Origin of the sequence: Telmatospirillum siberiense (genome assembly GCF_002845745.1) — a bacterium.
Lineage (GTDB): Bacteria > Pseudomonadota > Alphaproteobacteria > Rhodospirillales > Magnetospirillaceae > Telmatospirillum > Telmatospirillum siberiense.
Genome location: NZ_PIUM01000014.1, coordinates 1 through 16,696, shown reverse-complemented (window position 1 = coordinate 16,696; position 16,696 = coordinate 1). Strand labels below are relative to the sequence as shown.

Genomic DNA, 16,696 nt, shown 5'->3' with positions numbered 1-16,696 from the left:
TGAGGTGGTGACAAGGAAACCAACCGCGCACCGGCATTTCTCAAATGTCATACATCCTACGTTTTCAGCCATGAAAAACGGCATCCGGACCGATGAAGATCGCCGTCCGGCGAGGGACTCGTGGCGGCGGGCCGCGTCAGGGGCTCGCCGCCAGGAACGGGCGATTCCCGGTAATGACGAGGGACAAAAATAAACTTGCATCATGATAGCCATCAAGGCTATATGACTTTCATTATGATATCGACAGGGCCGTAATCCGATGCGACACACGAGTTTCGGCAACATGCATTTCGCTCCGGGAGGGCCGCCAGCTGTCGTCATCGATGACGACACCGGGCTCTTCGCCGATTCGATGTTCTGCGCGGCACCGGCGCCGGCCGCCGGCGAAACCATCTTGCCGCACCAGCCCCGTCACCGAAGGAGCCCCCACTGATGTCCGCCTTCCCCGACACATACCAACCGTTGCGGAACCATCCCCCCGCCGCGACGGTGGTCGCCGGCCCAATACCGTTGCGCCCCCCCCCAACCGTGACGGTATTGGCCGGCCTTTTTCTCAGCTTGACCATCAGCGGATGCTCGGTCGGTCCCGATTATCAGCCGCCACGCTCCGATCTCGCGGCCTTCCACAGCGCCGATGCCGCCCTATCCCGTGCGACCGGCCTGCCCGCGCCACGGCTCGACAGCTGGTGGAGCGGCTTCAATGATCCGGAATTGTCACGTGTCGTCGGCCGCGCCCTCGATCAGAACCTCGATCTCGCCGCCGCGTTGGCGCGTGTCGAACAGGCCCGCGCCGCCGCCCACGGGGCAGGCGCGCGGTTGTTGCCGAGTTTCGACCTGAACACACAGGCTGGCAAACAGCGCCAGTCGCTTGAAAGTCCCATCGGCTCGATCGCCCGGCATCTGCCCGGCTACGACCGGGATCAATCTCTCTACGATGCCGGCGTCGCCGCGAGCTGGGAGATCGACCTCTTCGGTGGCCTCGGCCGCGCCGCGGAAGCGACGACGGCCGAGGCGGAAGCGGCGGAGGCCGCGCACTTGGGAACAAGGGTATCGGTCGCCGCGGATGCCGCGGACGCCTATCTCCGGATCCGCGGCGATCAGACGCGCCTCGCCATCAATACCGACCAGGTGGCGACCGATGCCAAGCTGCTGGATCTCGTCCGTCTCCGCTTTGCCCGCGGGCTTGGCTCCGACCGCGAAGTGGCGCAGGCCGAGGCTCTGTTGTCTGCGGCGCGCGCTTCGCTGCAGCCCCTGCGCATCGATCTGGAAGGCCAGTTGAACCGGCTGGATGTGTTGATGGGCTCCCAGCCGGGGACCCATGCGGCGGAACTGAGCGTACCGGCAAACATCCCTGCCGCGCCCGGCATGGCGAACGCGGAGGCGACCGAACTGCTGCGCCGCCGCCCCGACATCATCGCCGCCGAACGACGTCTTGCCGCCTCCAATGCCCGGATCGGCGAAGCGATCTCCGGCTACTATCCCAAATTCTCGCTTTCCGGCCTCCTGGGCTTCGAAAGCACCGACGCCGGTCACCTGTTTCGCGCCTCGACCTTTCAACCCCAAGGGCTTCTCGGCCTGCGCTGGCGGTTGTTCGACTTCGGCAGGATCGATGCCGAAGTCGCCCAGGCCAAGGGCGCCGAGGCCGAGGCCCTGGCGCGATATCGGCAAACGGTTCTGCACGCCGCCGAGGATGTCGAGAACGCTTTCACCGCCCTCGTCCAGCTCGATGCCCATGCGCAAGAGTTGGACAGCGAAGTCGCTGCCCTGATCCGGGCGCGCGACCACTCTCAGACCGCCTACCAGGGCGGCCTCATCCCCCTGACCGACGTTCTCGACGCGGACCGGCAACTGCTGTCGGCACAGGACGAACTGGCCCGCACCCGGGCCGATGTGGCGCGTTCGGCCGTCTCGGCGTTTCGCGCCCTCGGCGGCGGCTGGTCTTCAAACATATTGGCGTCTTCGGAGCTTCCCCATGCCCAGAATAATTAGATACGGCCTCGCCCTTGGCTTGGCCGGTGCCGCGGCAGGATTGACCGCCTGCGACCCGGCCTCATCCGCCGACCGCGACCCGCGTACGGAAACGCAACTCGTCGAGATCGCCGAAGTCCAGCCGGCAGCGCCGTCGGAACGAGGATTCACCGGCCTGGTGGCCGCCCGGGTCCAGAGCAGCCTGACCTTCCGCGTGTCCGGAAAGGTGATCGAGCGACTGGTCGACGCCGGCCAGACGGTCCGAGCCGGCCAGCCGCTCATGCGAATCGACCGCACGGACTACGGGCATGCCCTCGCCGCCCAACAGGGCAATGTCGCGGCCGCGAAGGCCCGTCTGACCCAAGCGGCGGCGGACGAGGCGCGCTACCAGGGGCTGGTGGAGTCGGGCACGGTCTCAAAGTCAGCCTACGACCAGGCGAAGGCCGCCGCGGACAGTGCGCGAGCCCTGCTCGCCGCCGCGGAGGCACAGATGAAGATCGCTGCAGATGACGGCGAGTACGCCACACTGGTGGCGGATGCCGAAGGCGTGATCATGGATACCCTGGCCGAGCCCGGGCAGTATGTGGCGGCAGGCCAGATCGTCATGCATCTCGCTCATGCCGGTCCCCGCGAAGCCGTCGTCAATCTGCCCGAGACTTTGCGACCGACCATCGGATCGACTGCGGAAGCAAGTCTATACGGCGCCAGCGAACGCTTTCCGGCAAGGCTCAGGCAGCTTTCCAGCACGGCCGACCCCCTCACCCGCACTTTCGAAGCCCGCTATGTGCTGGACGGCAAGGCGGCCAACGCCCCCCTGGGCGCAACGGTCGCCGTTCATCTCACCGCCCCCCTGCCGACGGCCGGTGTCGCAGTGCCGCTTGGGGCCATCAATGATACGGGAAAGGGGCCTGGCGTTTGGGTTCTTGATGGACCAGCGTCCACCGTTTCCTTTCGCTCGGTCAAGCTCCTCCAGCTTGAAAGCGAGCGAGCCATTCTCAGCGGCGGTCTTCGACTCGGTGACCGTATCGTAGCCTTGGGCGGTCATTATCTGCATGAGGGCCAGCAGGTCCGGATTGCCGAGCGCCAGCAGGCGGTGGTGAAATGAGCCGCTTCAATCTTTCCGCCATCGCCGTCCGCGAGCGGGCTATCACGCTGTTTCTGCTGATCGCGATCACCGCATCGGGCGTCTTTGCCTTTTTTCATCTGGGGCGTGCCGAGGACCCGACCTTCACGGTTAAAGTGCTGACCGTCAGCGCCGCGTGGCCGGGAGCCACCGCCGAGGAGATGCAGAATCTGGTCGCAGAACCGCTGGAAAAGCGGCTGCAGGAATTGCGTTGGTACGACAAGGTGGAAAGCTTCACCAGGCCTGGTCTGGCGCTGATGACCTTGACCTTGCGGGACACCACCCCGCCCTCGGAAGTGGCGGAACAGTTCTATCAGGCCCGCAAGAAGCTCGGCGATGAAGCGCGCAATCTGCCGCTCGGCGCCCTGGGCCCCTTCGTCAACGACGAATACTCCGACGTCGCTTTCGCGATCTATGCGGTGAAGGCGCAGGGGATGCCGCCCCGTCAGTTGACGCGGGAGACGGAAATCTTGCGACAGCGGTTGCTGCATGTCGCCGGCGTCAAGAAGGTGGATATCCTGGGCGAACGGCCCGAGCGCGTGTTCGTCAACTTCTCCTACGCCCGTCTGGCGACGCTGGGGGTGCCGCCGCGCGCCATTTTCGAAGCGTTGCAGCGTCAGAACGCCGTCACCCCCGCCGGATCAATCGATACCGATGGTCCGCAGGTTTTCATTCGCCTGGATGGCGCCTATGACGATCTGGGAAAAATCGGCGACACCCCCATCGTCGCCGGTGGACGCAGCTTCAGATTGTCGGACCTCGCGACGGTCGAGCGGGGGTATGAGGACCCTGCCAGCTTCCTCATCCGCCACGATGGAGACCCCGCCATGATGCTGGCGGTGGTCATGCAGGACGGCTGGAACGGCCTGACCTTGGGCCAGGCGCTGGATGCGGAAGAGACAAGAATCAAGGCCGAATTGCCGGCCGGCCTCTCCTTTTCCAAGGTCAGCGACCAGACCGTCAACATCAAGGAGGCGGTCGGCGAATTCATGTTGAAGTTCTTCGTGGCGCTCAGCGTGGTGATGATCGTCAGCCTTATCAGCCTGGGCTGGCGTGTCGGCATCGTGGTGGCCGCCGCCGTGCCTTTGACCCTCGCCGCCGTCTTCGTCGTCATGATGGCGACCGACCGCTCCTTCGACCGCATTACCCTGGGAGCACTGATCATTTCCTTGGGATTGCTGGTCGACGACGCCATCATCGCCATCGAAATCATGGTGGTGAAGTTGGAAGAGGGGTGGGATCGCGTCAAGGCCGCCTCCTACGCCTGGAGCCATACGGCGGCCCCGATGCTGTCTGGTACCCTGGTCACCATCATCGGCTTCACCCCGGTGGGCTTTGCCCATTCAGCCGCCGGGGAATATGCCGGCAACATCTTCTGGATCGTCGCTTTCGCCCTGATCACCTCCTGGCTGGTGGCGGTGGTGTTCACCCCCTTCCTGGGGGTCAAGCTTCTGCCCGACATCAAACCCGTCCCTGGCGGGCATGCCGCCATCTATGCCACGCCGGGATATCAGCGGTTGCGCCACCTCATCACCTGGGCCGTGGACCACAAATTCACCGTGGCCGGGGCCGTGCTGGCGACCTTCCTGGTCGCCGGGGCCGGCATAGGGCTACTCAAGCAGCAGTTCTTCCCCACGTCCGACCGGCCGGAAGTCCTGGTGGAGGTGCAAATGCCCGAAGGTACCAGCATCGAGGCCACCGGCATTGCCGCCACCAAGGTTGAGGCGTGGCTCAAGCAGCAGTCCGAGGCCAAAATCGTTTCCACCTATCTCGGACGGGGTGGGCCGCGTTTCTTCCTTTCTTACAACCCCGAACTGCCCGACCCCTCTTTCGCCAAAATCATCGTGCTTACCCAGAACGCCGAGACGCGGGGGGCCTTGAAGCTGCGCCTGCAAGCCGCCGTGGCGGCCGGCTTGGCGCCGGAGGCGCGGGTGCGGGTCAGCCAATTGGTTTTCGGCCCTTACACCCGCTACCCGGTGATGTTCCGCGTTTCTGGTCCAGATGAGCAGCGCCTGCGGGACTTCGCCGATCAGGTGCAGGCCGTAATGCGGGCCAACCCCAATACCCGTGGGGTCACTCAGGACTGGGGCGAACGGGCCCCCACGGTGCATTTCGTCCTCGACCAGGACCGGCTGCGTCTGTTGGGCTTCTCGCCCAGCGAAGCCGGGCAGCAGATCCAGTTCCTGCTGACCGGGACGACCCTGACCCAGGTGCGCGAGGGTATCCGCACGGTCGATGTGGTGGCGCGCAGTGCCGGAGCCGAACGGCTGGATCCCTCCAAACTCGCCGACATGACCCTTACCACCAACGATGGCCGCCTGGTTCCCTTAAGCCAGATCGGCCATGCGGAAATCCGGGCCGAAGATCCCATCCTGCGACGACGCGATCGCATTCCGACCATTACGGTGGAAAGCGACATCGATGATGCATTGCAACCGCCGCAGGTTTCTGCGGAAGTGTGGCAGGCCCTGGCCCCTGTCGTCGCCAGCCTGCCCGACGGCTACCACATCGACATGGGGGGCAACATCGAAGAATCGGCCAAGGCGAACAAGGCACTGGCCCCGATTTTCCCGGTGATGATTCTTCTGACGCTGCTGGTCATCGTGCTGCAGGTGCGATCTCTCCCCGCCATGGCCATGGTGTTCCTGACGGCACCTCTGGGCTTGGTGGGGATGGTGCCGACATTGATGGTCTTCCACCAGCCCTTCGGCTTCAACGCCATCCTGGGCCTTATCGGCCTGTCCGGCATCCTGATGCGCAACACCCTGATCCTGATCGGCCAGATCCACACCAATCAGGAGGAAGGACTCGATCCCTACCACGCGGTGATCGAAGCCACGGTGCAGCGGTCCCGTCCGGTGATCCTGACGGCCTTGGCGGCGGTGCTGGCCTTTACGCCGCTGACCCAGTCGGTATTCTGGGGCTCCATGGCTTATACACTGATCGGTGGTACGGCGGGCGGAACGGTGCTGATCCTGGTCTTCCTGCCGGCGCTCTACGCCATCTGGTTCAAGGTCCGGCCGGTGCCGGGAGGGGCGCCTGCCACCAGCCACCGTCCCAGCCATGAGTTGGGGCTGGCCCTCGACGAGTGAAGCAGCGGACACACCCTAAGGTCTCGGGCCAAGCGGCAGAAAAGCTGCTTAGCCCGAGACCTTATCGAAAATGAGCAATGTCGATGTCGCCGACGCGCAAAGCCGACCAGCGGCATCGGTCAGCTTGGCCTCGGCGAAGGCAACGCGGCGCCCCACTGACAAGATCGTTCCTTCGGCCCGCACAGGGCCGCTTTTGTCGGTCAGGGCTCGGTGGTAGGAAATCTTCAACTCAACCGTCGTGTAACCTTGCGGAGCCGTTAGACAGCTGTGCACGGCACAACCACAGGCGCTGTCGAGCAGCGTGGCGGCGTAGCCGCCGTGGACCGAACCAATCGGATTGTAGAGGGCACGGCTCGGCATCCCTTCGAAAACCGCCCGGCCCTGCTCCACTTCCGTCAGGTTGAAATCCATGGATTCCGCCATGGGCGGTCGCTGACCGGTGGAGATCAGGGCTCGAAGCTGGTCGAGCCCGTTCAGATCGCCGTCGTTCTTGCGAAACACATCCATCGGCGGTTCGTCCTTTCGATCGCGGAATTGCTCACGTTCCACCCGAAATGTGCGCCCGCTGTGCCAGCCCCTGACCGAAAGAGATGTTCTCGCCCGGCAATTCATGGAGCAGGACGGCGAGGTCGTCGGGCGAGACGCCGGTGGCAGCGACAATGCGCACGTTGAGCTCTTTGAGCAGCGCAAGCCGGACCTCCTTTGGTCTCCCGGCGATGAAAGTCAATTTCAGTAATATGAAGTCTTCGCTGTAGGTCAACCCGAGAAAGGAAGGCGTGTGTGTGAAGCCATGCGACGGCAAGATGTGGACGATGCGGAAGTAGTCCTCAGGAGGGACCTCCAGGACCGCTTCGAGCGCGCCTTGAATCGCCTCTCCCAACTTTGCCAGCCGCGGCTCGTCATAGCGGCCCTCGTGGACGTGTATTTCGGCTACGGGCATGACCTTCTCCTCTTCAGATTCGTCTGATTGTGACTCCCATGCGGCGTCGGGTGCATGGGAACCAAGTCGCATTACACTTGCATCATGATATCGAGTAAGGCTAGATTACTTTTATAATGATATCAACCTGGACATGATCCGATGCAGCGAAAAAGCTTCGGCAATATGCAATGCCCGATCGCCCGCAGTCTGGAACGGGTCGGCGAATGGTGGAGCATCCTGATCCTCAGGGATTGTTTCTATGGGCTGACGCGGTTCGACGAATTCGAGAAAAGCTTGGGAATCGCTCCCAACATGCTGACCCGCCGCCTGAACGGTCTGGTCGAGGCTGGGCTGCTGGAGCGCAGGCAATACAACGAACATCCGCCGCGATTCGAATATGTGCTGACCATCCGCGGACGCGATTTTCAGCCGGTTCTGGAGACGTTGCTGGTCTGGGGCAACAAGCATTTCGCGCCGGAAGGACCGAGCGTCGTCATCATCGATCGCGAAACCGGAACGGTTGCCGATCCGGTGCTGGTCGATCGCACCAGCGGTCGCCCGCTCTCCGATCCGGCGTTCTGTACGGCGCCGGGACCGGCCGCCGACGAGGCGATTCGCCTGCGCCACGCGCGCCACCGGGGTCCCCACGCCGAAGCTTAAGGACGCGGAGAAACGCTCTTAGCCACTCCAGGAGGTGACATGGATGCGACGGTTGGCGAAAAGACCAAGAATGCGATCGGTCCGGAACGCATTCGGCGCACCTTCGGCACCAGGCGGTTGGCGCTTGCCGGACTGACACTGGCCGCCGCCTCGGGGGCAATCTGGTACGGCTTCGATTGGTGGACCGTCGGACGCTTCATCGAAACCACCGACGACGCCTATGTCGGCGGCGAGGTGACCGTGGTGGCTCCGAAGGTTTCGGGCTTCATCGCGCAGGTGCCGGTCGGCGATAATCAGGCCGTCCATGCCGGCGATCTTCTGTTGAAACTCGATGACCGCGACTATCGCGCCGCCCTGGCCAAGGCGGAGGCCCTGGTCGTCGGCCAGCGGGCGACTTTGGCCAACCTGGAGGCGTCCCGCCGGCTGCAGCAAGCCAAAGTGGCCGAGGCCCGGGCCGGCATTACGGCCGCCGCCGCGGAGACCGAACGCGCCCACCACGACCGGGTTCGCTACCAGCAACTATCGGCGAGCGCGGCAACCTCTATCCAAGCTTTCCAGAAAGCCGATGCCGACTACAAACAGGCGGTCGCCGCCGATCAGCGGGCCCGCGCCGGGCTCGACGCCACCGAACGCCAGTTGGACGTGATTGACACCCAGAGGCAACAGGCGGAAGCGGCCATGGCCGCCGCCGATGCCGACCTTGAAACGGCCCGGCTCAATCTGAGTTACACCGAATTGCGGGCGCCCTTCGACGGTACGGTGGGCAATCGCAGTGCCCGTCAAGGAGCCTATGCCACCGTCGGCGCATCCCTGATGTCGGTCATACCGGCCAGGGGGTTATGGGTTGATGCCAATTTCAAAGAAAATCAATTGGCGGGCATGCGGGCGGGAGAAGCCGTGACCGTCGAGGCGGACGTTCTGCCCGGACAGGTCTTCCATGGCCATGTCGCCAGTCTGGCGCCTGCCACCGGCGCCCAGTTCAGCGTATTGCCGGCCGAGAATGCCACGGGGAATTTCACCAAGATCGTCCAGCGGGTGCCTGTCCGTATCCTGCTTGACGGCGCGGCTGGAGACCTCGGTCAATTACGGCCGGGCCTGTCGGTCACCGCAAACGTCTACCAGCGGGCCGAAAGGGACGGAGGATCATGAGCCCAACGTCGGACCAGATGACGACGGGCGCCAAGATCTTCGCCTTCGGCACCATGGCCGTCGGCTTCTTCATCGCGCTTCTCGACATCCAGATCGTCTCCGCTTCGTTACGTGATATCGGCGGCGGATTGTCGGCCGGCGCCGACGAAGTGGCCTGGGTGCAAACCAGCTACCTGATCGCCGAAATCATCGTCATTCCGCTGTCGGGCTGGCTGTCCCGGGTCATGTCGACCCGATGGCTGTTCTGTGTCTCGGCAGCGGGATTCACCATCACCAGTTTGATGTGCGGCTGGGCCTGGGACATCAAGAGCATGATCTTTTTCCGAGCCCTGCAGGGGTTCCTCGGCGGCTCGATGATCCCCACCGTGTTCACCACGTCGTTCTTCTTCTTCCAGGGCCACCAGCGAATCATCGCCGCCGCCGTGATCGGGTCTCTGGCATCGCTGGCGCCGACCCTGGGCCCAACCGTCGGCGGCTGGATCACCGATAATTATTCCTGGCACTGGTTGTTTTTCATCAATCTGGTACCGGGCCTTTTCGTCGCCGTGGTTGTTCCCATCCTGGTCCATGTCGACCGGCCCAATCCCGAACTGCTGGCGGGGGCGGACTATCCCGGAATGGGGCTGATGGCGCTGTTCCTCGGCACGCTGGAATATACGCTGGAGGAAGGGCCGCGCTGGAACTGGTTCAGCGACGGCACCATCCGCGCCACCGCCTGGGTGGCGGGCATCGCCGGCATTGCCTTCATTTGGCGCAGCCTGACCTTCGCCCGTCCGATCGTCGATCTCCGGGCACTAAAAAGCCGCAATTTTTCCCTCGGCTGTTTTTTCTCGTTCGTCAGCGGGGTCGGCATCTTCTCGGTGGTCTATCTGACGCCGCTGTTCCTCGGGCGGGTGCGCGATTTCAGCGCCTGGCAGATCGGCCTGGCGGTCTTCTCGACCGGGCTGTTTCAGGTTTGCTCGATCCCCATCTATGCCTTCCTGGCCAGACGGGTCGATCTGCGATGGTTATTGATGCTGGGACTCGCCACCTTCACCCTCAGCATGCTGCTGTTCCAGCCAATCACCCACGACTGGGGCTGGCGCGAATTGCTGTGGCCGCAGGCACTGAGAGGCTTCTCGCAGCAGTTCATGGTGGCGCCGACGGTGACCCTGACCCTGGGCGGCCTGGCCCCCGACAGACTGAAACTGGCGTCCGGCCTGTTCAACCTGATGCGCAACCTGGGGGGCGCCATCGGCATCGCCGCCTGCGGCACCATCCTCAACGACCGTATCAATCTGCATTTCCTGCGGTTGGCCGAGCATCTGACCAGCGGCAATGCGGCAATGACCGGCCTGCTGCAACGGATGACGGTGAGCCAGACCGCGGCGATGGCCGGCGACCCCCTGCATGGCCATGCCGCGGCGTTGAAAATGCTGTGGTCGCTGACCATGCGCGAGGCGCAAACCCTGACCTACGCCGACGCCTTTCTGGCCATCATGGCCTGTTTCGCCTTCGCCACGATTCTGGTGCCGCTGCTGCGGAAAGCGGGGGTCAACCCGCGCCCCGCCGCAGCCGGCGCCCACTGACAAGAACGCCAGCCTCACGAAGCAGCCCAGCCCGAGCGCGTCGGCCAGAGCGCCCGACGAAGGCCTGGCAAGGGCGAAGCCAATACCGGTGCCGCCTGCGCCAATGTCTTATTTTGATGTTTATATGTCATTTGAGACACCGCACATTTGCACCATGATGCCTCCATCGAAACAAGGTGCCGCAGTGTTGGATCAGGGCCGCGGACACATCAGAAGAAGCAACGATCATGCAGATGACAGGCAACACGATATTCATCACCGGCGGCACCTCGGGCATTGGCCGCGCTTTGGCGGAAGCCTTCCACAGGCGAGGCAACAAGGTAATCATCGCAGGGCGTCGCAAGGCGCTTCTCGATGCGGTTTCCACGGCCAATCCGGGCATCGACGGAATCGAACTCGATATCGCCGATCCAGCCGACATAGAGCGGGTCGCGGCAAAGCTCGTCCGCGATTACCCCTCGCTCAACGTGCTGGTCAACAATGCGGGCATCATGCCTTTCGACGATGCGGGCGGAGCGATCGACGACACGGTTTCCCGCAAGATCATCGACACCAATCTGCTTGGCCCCATCCGGCTGACATCGGCGCTGATCGAACATTTCAAACGGAAGCCTCGCGCCACGATTATTCACAACACATCGATTCTCGCCTACTTGCCGCTGGCTGTCACCGCGGTCTATTCCGCCAGCAAGGCGGCGCTGCATTCCTATGCGCTGTCACAGCGCTTCATGCTGCGGGAAACAAGCGTGACGGTTCAGGAAATCGCCCCGCCGTGGGTGGATACCGATCTCATCAAGAAAAGCGGAGACCCGCGCGCCATGCCGCTCGACATCTTCATCGAAAAGACGATGGCCGGACTGGCGACCGAAGCGGAGGAGGTGATCGTCGATGATGTCCGAGCGATCCGCGACAATCCCGGAAGCGGCGAGCACAAGCTCGTCAACGACTTCAACGCCAGCCTGATCGCAAACCCAATTCCGATCTGAGGAAGAACACAGCGGCCAGCCATCCGGCCGCCCCTCTCGGGAGCCGGCTCCCGAGAGGGGCGGCAGCGGGAGAGGATGCCGTCACGGCGAGACAGCCTTTCCTGTGGATTACGGCGTTGCGAGATCCGGCATCTCGGGCACCGAAGTGCGGATGCGCAACGCCGAACCGGGAAACCGGGCAACGATATCCGCGCCATGACCGGCGACGGTAAAGGGTTTGGAAAGCGTCCCGGTCGAAACCAGGGTCCCTGCGGGAAGCGTAATACCGCGCTCTCGCGCATGGGCGAACATCTCGCTGAGAGCGCCAACAGGGTCGATGGCGTCGTCGCCAACGAGCCCCCCGGCCATTTCCTTGCCATCCGCGCTGACGACCACAGCCCCTGCGATCTCGCCAATCCGGGCCGGATCGACGGCCTCGCCGAGAACGAGAGCTTGAAACGCCGCATTGTCGGCGGCGAAGCTCGGCCAGCCAACCGCACGTCGGTCGACGAAGCGAGACAACACCAACTCGAACGCCACATGCGCGGCGGAAACGGCAACCATCGGCGATCCTGACACGGCGCCGGGTTCGACGTCCCGCCCCAGAACGAAGCAGATCTCGAATTCGACAGTCGCCGGCGCACGATTGGGCAACCGCGCCGTCTCTCCCGAACGATGCAGCCGCGAGGTGAGGACGCGACCGGCAATGGCCCGATCGAGACCGGTGTCCCGCTTTCCCTTCGGACTGCCGACCCCCAGTTTCCAACCGGCAACCGGCTCGTCCAACAGGGCAAGAAAGCGGTCCTGTACGTCGTAGCCCTGGCTCAACGTCGACGGCCGGATCTCCACGGGCAATTCCACCAGTTGCCGCCCCGTCTTCAGGGCGTCAGCCAAGGCGGATGCGGCCGGGCCTGGATCGAAAACGGCACTCATCGAACGTCTCCTTCAGATATTTTGCACTTGAACGGCTGTTAGAGCGGAAAGCGTTAAATCCGCATCACTCCGGCTCGATCACCTTGAATGCACGGCTGCCGATTTCCGCACCAGTCTCCGCATCCACCACCTTCGCACGGATATCCCTTCCCGTCTCGGCGTCGACATATCGCGCGATCCGGCCTCCGCCGCGATATTTCTGGCCCCAGGCGCCGATCATCACCAGAACCGGCAAGAAATCCCGCCCGGCGTCGGTCAGGACATACTCGTCCCGTGGCGGCCGCTCGGAGTAGCGGTGCTTTTCAAGCAGCCCCTCGTCCGTCAGGGCGGCAAGACGCCTGGTCAAAATGGTCGGCGCGATCCCAAGCCCCTTTCGAAATTCGTCGAAGCGACGGATGCCCATGGCGGCATCCCGAAGGATCAAAATACTCCAGGAATCGCCGACGCAAGCGACGCCACGAGCGATCGGACAGGTGGGCTGAGAGAAATTTTTACTGTTCATATCATTTCGATAGTGACTTAATATCGAAATGATAGTATCAAACTTTCCAAACCCGTTCCACCCTTGCATGGAAAGAAATCCGAATGAGCAACCCCAATCGCGGCGTCGCCCTGGTCACAGGGGCATCCACGGGCATAGGGCGCGCAACCGCCATCACGCTGGCAAAAGCCGGTTTTCGTGTTTTCGGCACCAGCCGGAAGCCCACATCCGGCGGCCCTGCCGGCGTGACGATGCTGGCCTGCGACGTCGGTGACGACGCTTCCGTGTCAAAACTGATAGCAGACATCGAAGGCAAGGCCGGTCGCATCGATTTATTGGTCAACAATGCCGGCATCGGGCTGCTGGGCGGCGCCGAAGAATCCTCGATAGCCCAGGCGCAGCGCCTTTTTGACATCAATGTCTTCGGTGTCATGCGCGTGACAAATGCCGTCTTGCCGATCATGCGACGCCAGAAGAGCGGACGCATCATCAATATGAGCTCTGTTCTTGGCCTGATACCGGCCCCGTTCAATGCCCTTTATGCGTCGACCAAGCACGCAATTGAGGGATATTCGGAATCGCTCGACCATGAACTGCGCACACAGGGCGTTCGCGTCGCCCTGGTCGAGCCCGCCTACACCCGGACCTCGTTCGAGGACAATCTGGTCAAGCCGGATCAAATGCTTGATATCTACAATTCCGGCCGCGCGAGCACGAACCTGGTGATGCGCAAAGCCATGGAAACGGGCGACATGCCGGAAGTCGTCGCCGATACCGTGCTGAAGGCCGCCACGGATGCTCGCCCGAAACACCGTTACGCCGCTGGCAAAATGGCACGACAGGTCAGTTTCCTGCGCCGCTTCGTCCCCGAATCGGCGTTCGACAAGAGCCTGAGAAAGCAAAGCGGCCTTCCCGTCTAAATGGCGGCCACGCCATGGCCGGCTACCGTCGCGGCAGTATGGAGGAGGAGATCTGGCCAAGGGAACAAAGAGCCTAAGCTCGGTTTCGGTCGTGCTCATGGCCCAGATATGCGGGTCACCCATGCTGGAACGAGCTCCCCGGGGGAGCCCCCTCTCGGCGCTTATTTAAAATTTGCAAAACCGGTGCAGATCGGCCGTCGTAGCGTGTAGGGGACGACTATTCCCCTGGCTATTCCAGGAACGGGAGAATGCCTTGATATAGTAAACTATGTATGTTATACACCAGTTAGGCTTCCATGGAACGACATAACCGATGCCTTCGCCCCCCGCATTGCCCGTGGCTCTTCACATCCGTCAGGCACGTTTTCTCGTGGTGTTCCTGGGCGCGAGCCTCTTCGGCGGGCAAGCGCTAGCGGGAAGTTTCAGCCTCGAAGCAGCCCCTCCCACGGAAGTTCCTCCCGTCGATGTTGCGGCACTCCAAATCGAGGATCAGGGCCCGGTCGTCAGCGGCTTCGCCAAAGGACTGCCTCTGGAACTGGTGGTCCGCCAGATCGTTCCTAGGACCCTGCCGGTGAGTTTCAATCCGGACATCGACACCCGTCAACGGGCGGACTGGCGCGGAGGACGCGGATGGAAGCAGGTTCTAAACGATGCCCTGGCGCCTTTAGGCCTGACTTTCGCGCAGACGGGCCCGGGGATCGTCGTGTCCCGCAACGCCTTGCCGGCCGCCGCCGTCGGGCAGTCGCAGGTGATCGTCGCGGCGCCGGCGGCGCTCCCTGCCGCGCCCGTCCCCGTCGGCTCCCCACGTCTGCCTGGTTGGCGGGTCCGAGGAGCAATCGCCGGGCGCGCCTGGATCATCGGACCCAGCGGCGTCAGCGGTAAGCCCGACGAAATCGTCGAGGGCCAGGACTATGACCTGCTGGGCCACGTCAGCGCCATCTTTTCACGCGGCGGGGAATGGGTCGTCGAGACCAGCAAGGGCTGGTTCTCCAGCCAGGTAAATTAGGAGAGCCAAGATGGGCCGCAACCGGTGCCGAACCAAACGATGCAGCCAGGCGGCAATGATGGCAGCCCTCACGGTCGCGTCCGTCTCGGCCCCGACTTTCGCCGCCACCTGCCGGGACCATATCCAATCCGCAGAGGCGGCCAATCTTTTTCCATCCGGCCTGATGCTCGCCATCGGCCACGAGGAAAGCGGACTCGACCCCTATGCCATCAATGCCGATGGAGTTTCGTTCCATCCGGCATCGCAAATCGAAGCGGAGGCCATGGTTCGCACATTGCAAAGCCAGGGAGCCCGCTATATCGACGTCGGCTGCATGCAGATCGATCTGCATTATCATCCAGACGCCTTCCACGATTTGTCCGAGGCTTTCGACCCGTTTACCAATGTGGCCTATGGGGCGCGTCTCTTGAACGAGCTTCTCGCCCAGCATGGAAGCTGGCCGACGGCCATCGCCCATTACCATTCGAGCGAGCCGTCCCGCCAGGCGGACTATCTGGGCAAGGTGGCGTCACGCTACGCCGCCCTCAAAGGATTGGCCCCCACCCTCTCGATCGCCCCAGCAGATCTCCGTCCCAGACCGAAACTGAAAACCGTCAAGCTGTCCGTGATGACCGTTGAGCGGCCCAGCTCGACGACGGCCGGAGGTTCCTCCCGGTGGTGGCGATGATCGGCCTGCTCGCCATTGTCTGCCTTCCCTTGGCGCTGATGGCATCGGCGACTGTGGCCCGACGCATTTCGCTCGACCTGCCTGACCGGTGGCAAACCGCTCTGCCCTCGCCGTTTGACGTCTTGGACGACAGTGCCACCCCTGCGGCCTTTCCCCATCTGACATGCAGTCTGTTTATTGGCGCCGCTCTTGGCCGGACCAGCGATCCCTGGGTCCTGCTCTGCCACGCGTTCTTCATTCTGAGCTTGGCAGTGACGGCCACGGTCGATGCCCGGCACGGCCTCATTCCCGATCACCTCAGCCTTTCCATCCTGGTCTCGGGCTTGGCCGCGAATGGATTTCACCTCCGGGGAATGCCCGTGACTGGCGCCGTGGCCGGCGCCGCGGTCACATGGTGCGGATTCAAGGCCGTACAGGTTTTTGCCGGACGATGGATGGGCGTGGACGGAGACACCGTCTTCGGCGAGGGCGACGTCAAACTCGGCGCGGCGATCGGGGCCTGGCTGGGGGGTGTCGGCGGCTGCCTGAGTCTGGCGCTCGGGATAGTAATTTTAGTTATAAAAAATAATAAAATGAGCAAAGAAAAAAATATAGATGAAATTACCGAAATACCATTTGGACCATATCTACTACTTTCTTCAGGTATAATTTCAGTAGCTCAAATATATCAGACAAAATTTTAATCAATTATTTGAACTGAATGACCATTGTAGAGGACCTGAGCCGATATGCGAGCAAGGCATGATAGCAGACCGAATGCCCTCTTCGTTCCCGCGCGACAGGCGGGGAAAAAGATCGGTCATGTCCCGGCGATCATGGTCGCTTGCGGGATATGGATCGCCATGACGATCCCGCCGGCGTCCCTGGCGATGGCGACCCAACAACCTCAGTCGCTGCTGCCCGCGCAGGACAAACAGGCCATTGTCGCCGATGGACCGATCGACGGCTTCGGCGCGCAGATGCCTCTCGATCAGGCGGTTCATTGGATTGTTCCCCCAGGTCTTTCCGTCACTTTCGATGGCGTCGCCGACCGGAACCTTCATGTCGACTGGCGGGGCGGGACGTCATGGCGCCAGACCTTGTCCGACGCGCTTGCTCCGGTTGGGCTGGTCGCGAACTTCACCCCCCAGGGCGTATCGATCACGCCGCCCTGTTGACGCTGCTGCCGTTGCTGACAGGCTGCCCGGCCACCGAAACCTTCCAACGCACCAAGCAGGGCGTACAGCAGAACGCGCAGGAGAA

At 62.8% G+C, this 16,696-nt stretch carries 16 protein-coding genes; 12 read left to right on the top strand and 4 right to left on the bottom strand.

Translation table 11 applies throughout. From position 1 onward, the window contains the following. Window positions 1–432: 432 nt before the first annotated feature. From CWS72_RS13085 to CWS72_RS13075, 3 genes are read left to right on the top strand one after another with little or no spacing between them, the layout of a single operon-like run. Window positions 433–1,989, top strand: coding sequence for an efflux transporter outer membrane subunit (locus tag CWS72_RS13085; protein ID WP_101251066.1), 1,557 nt, complete (start codon window positions 433–435; stop codon window positions 1,987–1,989). Next, the gene (locus tag CWS72_RS13080; RefSeq protein WP_101251065.1) at window positions 1,973–3,073 is read left to right on the top strand and encodes an efflux RND transporter periplasmic adaptor subunit; all 1,101 of its coding nucleotides are present in this window, start codon (window positions 1,973–1,975) and stop codon (window positions 3,071–3,073) included. Before CWS72_RS13085 ends, CWS72_RS13080 begins: the two co-directional genes overlap by 17 nt. Further along, on the top strand, window positions 3,070–6,183 hold the full coding sequence (locus tag CWS72_RS13075) for an efflux RND transporter permease subunit (RefSeq protein WP_101251064.1): 3,114 nt from the start codon (window positions 3,070–3,072) through the stop codon (window positions 6,181–6,183). The genes CWS72_RS13080 and CWS72_RS13075 overlap by 4 nt, the downstream gene beginning before the upstream one ends. Window positions 6,184–6,231: 48 nt before the next feature. Here the strand turns inward: CWS72_RS13075 and CWS72_RS13070 are convergent, their stop codons facing one another. Together CWS72_RS13070 and CWS72_RS13065 are read right to left on the bottom strand one after the other, a co-directional pair. Beyond that, complete coding sequence (locus CWS72_RS13070; RefSeq protein ID WP_101251151.1) at window positions 6,232–6,690, bottom strand: PaaI family thioesterase; 459 nt, start codon at window positions 6,688–6,690, stop codon at window positions 6,232–6,234. Between the two features lie 31 nt (window positions 6,691–6,721). Then, the gene (locus CWS72_RS13065; protein WP_158240640.1) at window positions 6,722–7,123 is read right to left on the bottom strand and encodes a tautomerase family protein; all 402 of its coding nucleotides are present in this window, start codon (window positions 7,121–7,123) and stop codon (window positions 6,722–6,724) included. A gap of 141 nt (window positions 7,124–7,264) precedes the next feature. Here CWS72_RS13065 and CWS72_RS13060 point away from each other — a divergent pair, with 141 nt between their 5' ends. From CWS72_RS13060 to CWS72_RS13045, 4 genes are all read left to right on the top strand, one after another. Continuing rightward, complete coding sequence (locus tag CWS72_RS13060) at window positions 7,265–7,765, top strand: winged helix-turn-helix transcriptional regulator (RefSeq protein ID WP_101251062.1); 501 nt, start codon at window positions 7,265–7,267, stop codon at window positions 7,763–7,765. A gap of 39 nt (window positions 7,766–7,804) precedes the next feature. Next, on the top strand, window positions 7,805–8,914 hold the full coding sequence (locus tag CWS72_RS13055) for an HlyD family secretion protein (RefSeq protein ID WP_101251061.1): 1,110 nt from the start codon (window positions 7,805–7,807) through the stop codon (window positions 8,912–8,914). Further along, on the top strand, window positions 8,911–10,482 hold the full coding sequence (locus CWS72_RS13050; RefSeq protein WP_101251060.1) for a DHA2 family efflux MFS transporter permease subunit: 1,572 nt from the start codon (window positions 8,911–8,913) through the stop codon (window positions 10,480–10,482). The genes CWS72_RS13055 and CWS72_RS13050 overlap by 4 nt, the downstream gene beginning before the upstream one ends. Before the next feature lie 227 nt (window positions 10,483–10,709). After that, window positions 10,710–11,468, top strand: coding sequence for an SDR family oxidoreductase (locus CWS72_RS13045; protein ID WP_101251059.1), 759 nt, complete (start codon window positions 10,710–10,712; stop codon window positions 11,466–11,468). A 108-nt stretch (window positions 11,469–11,576) separates the two neighbouring features. On the opposite strand, the gene CWS72_RS13040 is transcribed toward CWS72_RS13045, so the two are convergent. Then, window positions 11,577–12,380, bottom strand: coding sequence for a 2-keto-4-pentenoate hydratase (locus CWS72_RS13040; RefSeq protein ID WP_101251058.1), 804 nt, complete (start codon window positions 12,378–12,380; stop codon window positions 11,577–11,579). Between the two features lie 64 nt (window positions 12,381–12,444). Further along, entirely contained in the window at window positions 12,445–12,882 is a 438-nt protein-coding gene (locus tag CWS72_RS13035) for a winged helix-turn-helix transcriptional regulator (RefSeq protein WP_101251057.1), read from the bottom strand. An 83-nt stretch (window positions 12,883–12,965) separates the two neighbouring features. On the opposite strand from CWS72_RS13035, the gene CWS72_RS13030 reads away from it, so the two are divergent. From CWS72_RS13030 to CWS72_RS13010, 5 genes are all read left to right on the top strand, one after another. Next, a complete protein-coding gene (locus CWS72_RS13030) occupies window positions 12,966–13,781 on the top strand; it encodes an oxidoreductase (RefSeq protein ID WP_101251056.1) in 816 nt (271 codons plus the stop codon). A 313-nt stretch (window positions 13,782–14,094) separates the two neighbouring features. Further along, complete coding sequence (locus CWS72_RS13025; RefSeq protein WP_101251055.1) at window positions 14,095–14,787, top strand: hypothetical protein; 693 nt, start codon at window positions 14,095–14,097, stop codon at window positions 14,785–14,787. A gap of 55 nt (window positions 14,788–14,842) precedes the next feature. Beyond that, the gene (locus CWS72_RS13020; protein WP_158240639.1) at window positions 14,843–15,454 is read left to right on the top strand and encodes a lytic transglycosylase domain-containing protein; all 612 of its coding nucleotides are present in this window, start codon (window positions 14,843–14,845) and stop codon (window positions 15,452–15,454) included. Then, entirely contained in the window at window positions 15,451–16,137 is a 687-nt protein-coding gene (locus CWS72_RS13015) for a prepilin peptidase (protein WP_101251053.1), read from the top strand. The genes CWS72_RS13020 and CWS72_RS13015 overlap by 4 nt, the downstream gene beginning before the upstream one ends. Window positions 16,138–16,296: 159 nt before the next feature. Next, entirely contained in the window at window positions 16,297–16,611 is a 315-nt protein-coding gene (locus CWS72_RS13010; RefSeq protein ID WP_146002737.1) for a hypothetical protein, read from the top strand. Window positions 16,612–16,696: the final 85 nt, after the last annotated feature.

Coding starts and splice junctions, on each gene's coding strand:
- CWS72_RS13085 (WP_101251066.1), top strand. CDS start 433: ATGTCCGCCTTCCCCGACACATACCAACCGTTGCGGAACCATCCCCCC.
- CWS72_RS13080 (WP_101251065.1), top strand. CDS start 1,973: ATGCCCAGAATAATTAGATACGGCCTCGCCCTTGGCTTGGCCGGTGCC.
- CWS72_RS13075 (WP_101251064.1), top strand. CDS start 3,070: ATGAGCCGCTTCAATCTTTCCGCCATCGCCGTCCGCGAGCGGGCTATC.
- CWS72_RS13070 (WP_101251151.1), bottom strand. CDS start 6,690: ATGGATGTGTTTCGCAAGAACGACGGCGATCTGAACGGGCTCGACCAG.
- CWS72_RS13065 (WP_158240640.1), bottom strand. CDS start 7,123: ATGCCCGTAGCCGAAATACACGTCCACGAGGGCCGCTATGACGAGCCG.
- CWS72_RS13060 (WP_101251062.1), top strand. CDS start 7,265: ATGCAGCGAAAAAGCTTCGGCAATATGCAATGCCCGATCGCCCGCAGT.
- CWS72_RS13055 (WP_101251061.1), top strand. CDS start 7,805: ATGGATGCGACGGTTGGCGAAAAGACCAAGAATGCGATCGGTCCGGAA.
- CWS72_RS13050 (WP_101251060.1), top strand. CDS start 8,911: ATGAGCCCAACGTCGGACCAGATGACGACGGGCGCCAAGATCTTCGCC.
- CWS72_RS13045 (WP_101251059.1), top strand. CDS start 10,710: ATGCAGATGACAGGCAACACGATATTCATCACCGGCGGCACCTCGGGC.
- CWS72_RS13040 (WP_101251058.1), bottom strand. CDS start 12,380: ATGAGTGCCGTTTTCGATCCAGGCCCGGCCGCATCCGCCTTGGCTGAC.
- CWS72_RS13035 (WP_101251057.1), bottom strand. CDS start 12,882: ATGAACAGTAAAAATTTCTCTCAGCCCACCTGTCCGATCGCTCGTGGC.
- CWS72_RS13030 (WP_101251056.1), top strand. CDS start 12,966: ATGAGCAACCCCAATCGCGGCGTCGCCCTGGTCACAGGGGCATCCACG.
- CWS72_RS13025 (WP_101251055.1), top strand. CDS start 14,095: ATGCCTTCGCCCCCCGCATTGCCCGTGGCTCTTCACATCCGTCAGGCA.
- CWS72_RS13020 (WP_158240639.1), top strand. CDS start 14,843: ATGATGGCAGCCCTCACGGTCGCGTCCGTCTCGGCCCCGACTTTCGCC.
- CWS72_RS13015 (WP_101251053.1), top strand. CDS start 15,451: ATGATCGGCCTGCTCGCCATTGTCTGCCTTCCCTTGGCGCTGATGGCA.
- CWS72_RS13010 (WP_146002737.1), top strand. CDS start 16,297: ATGACGATCCCGCCGGCGTCCCTGGCGATGGCGACCCAACAACCTCAG.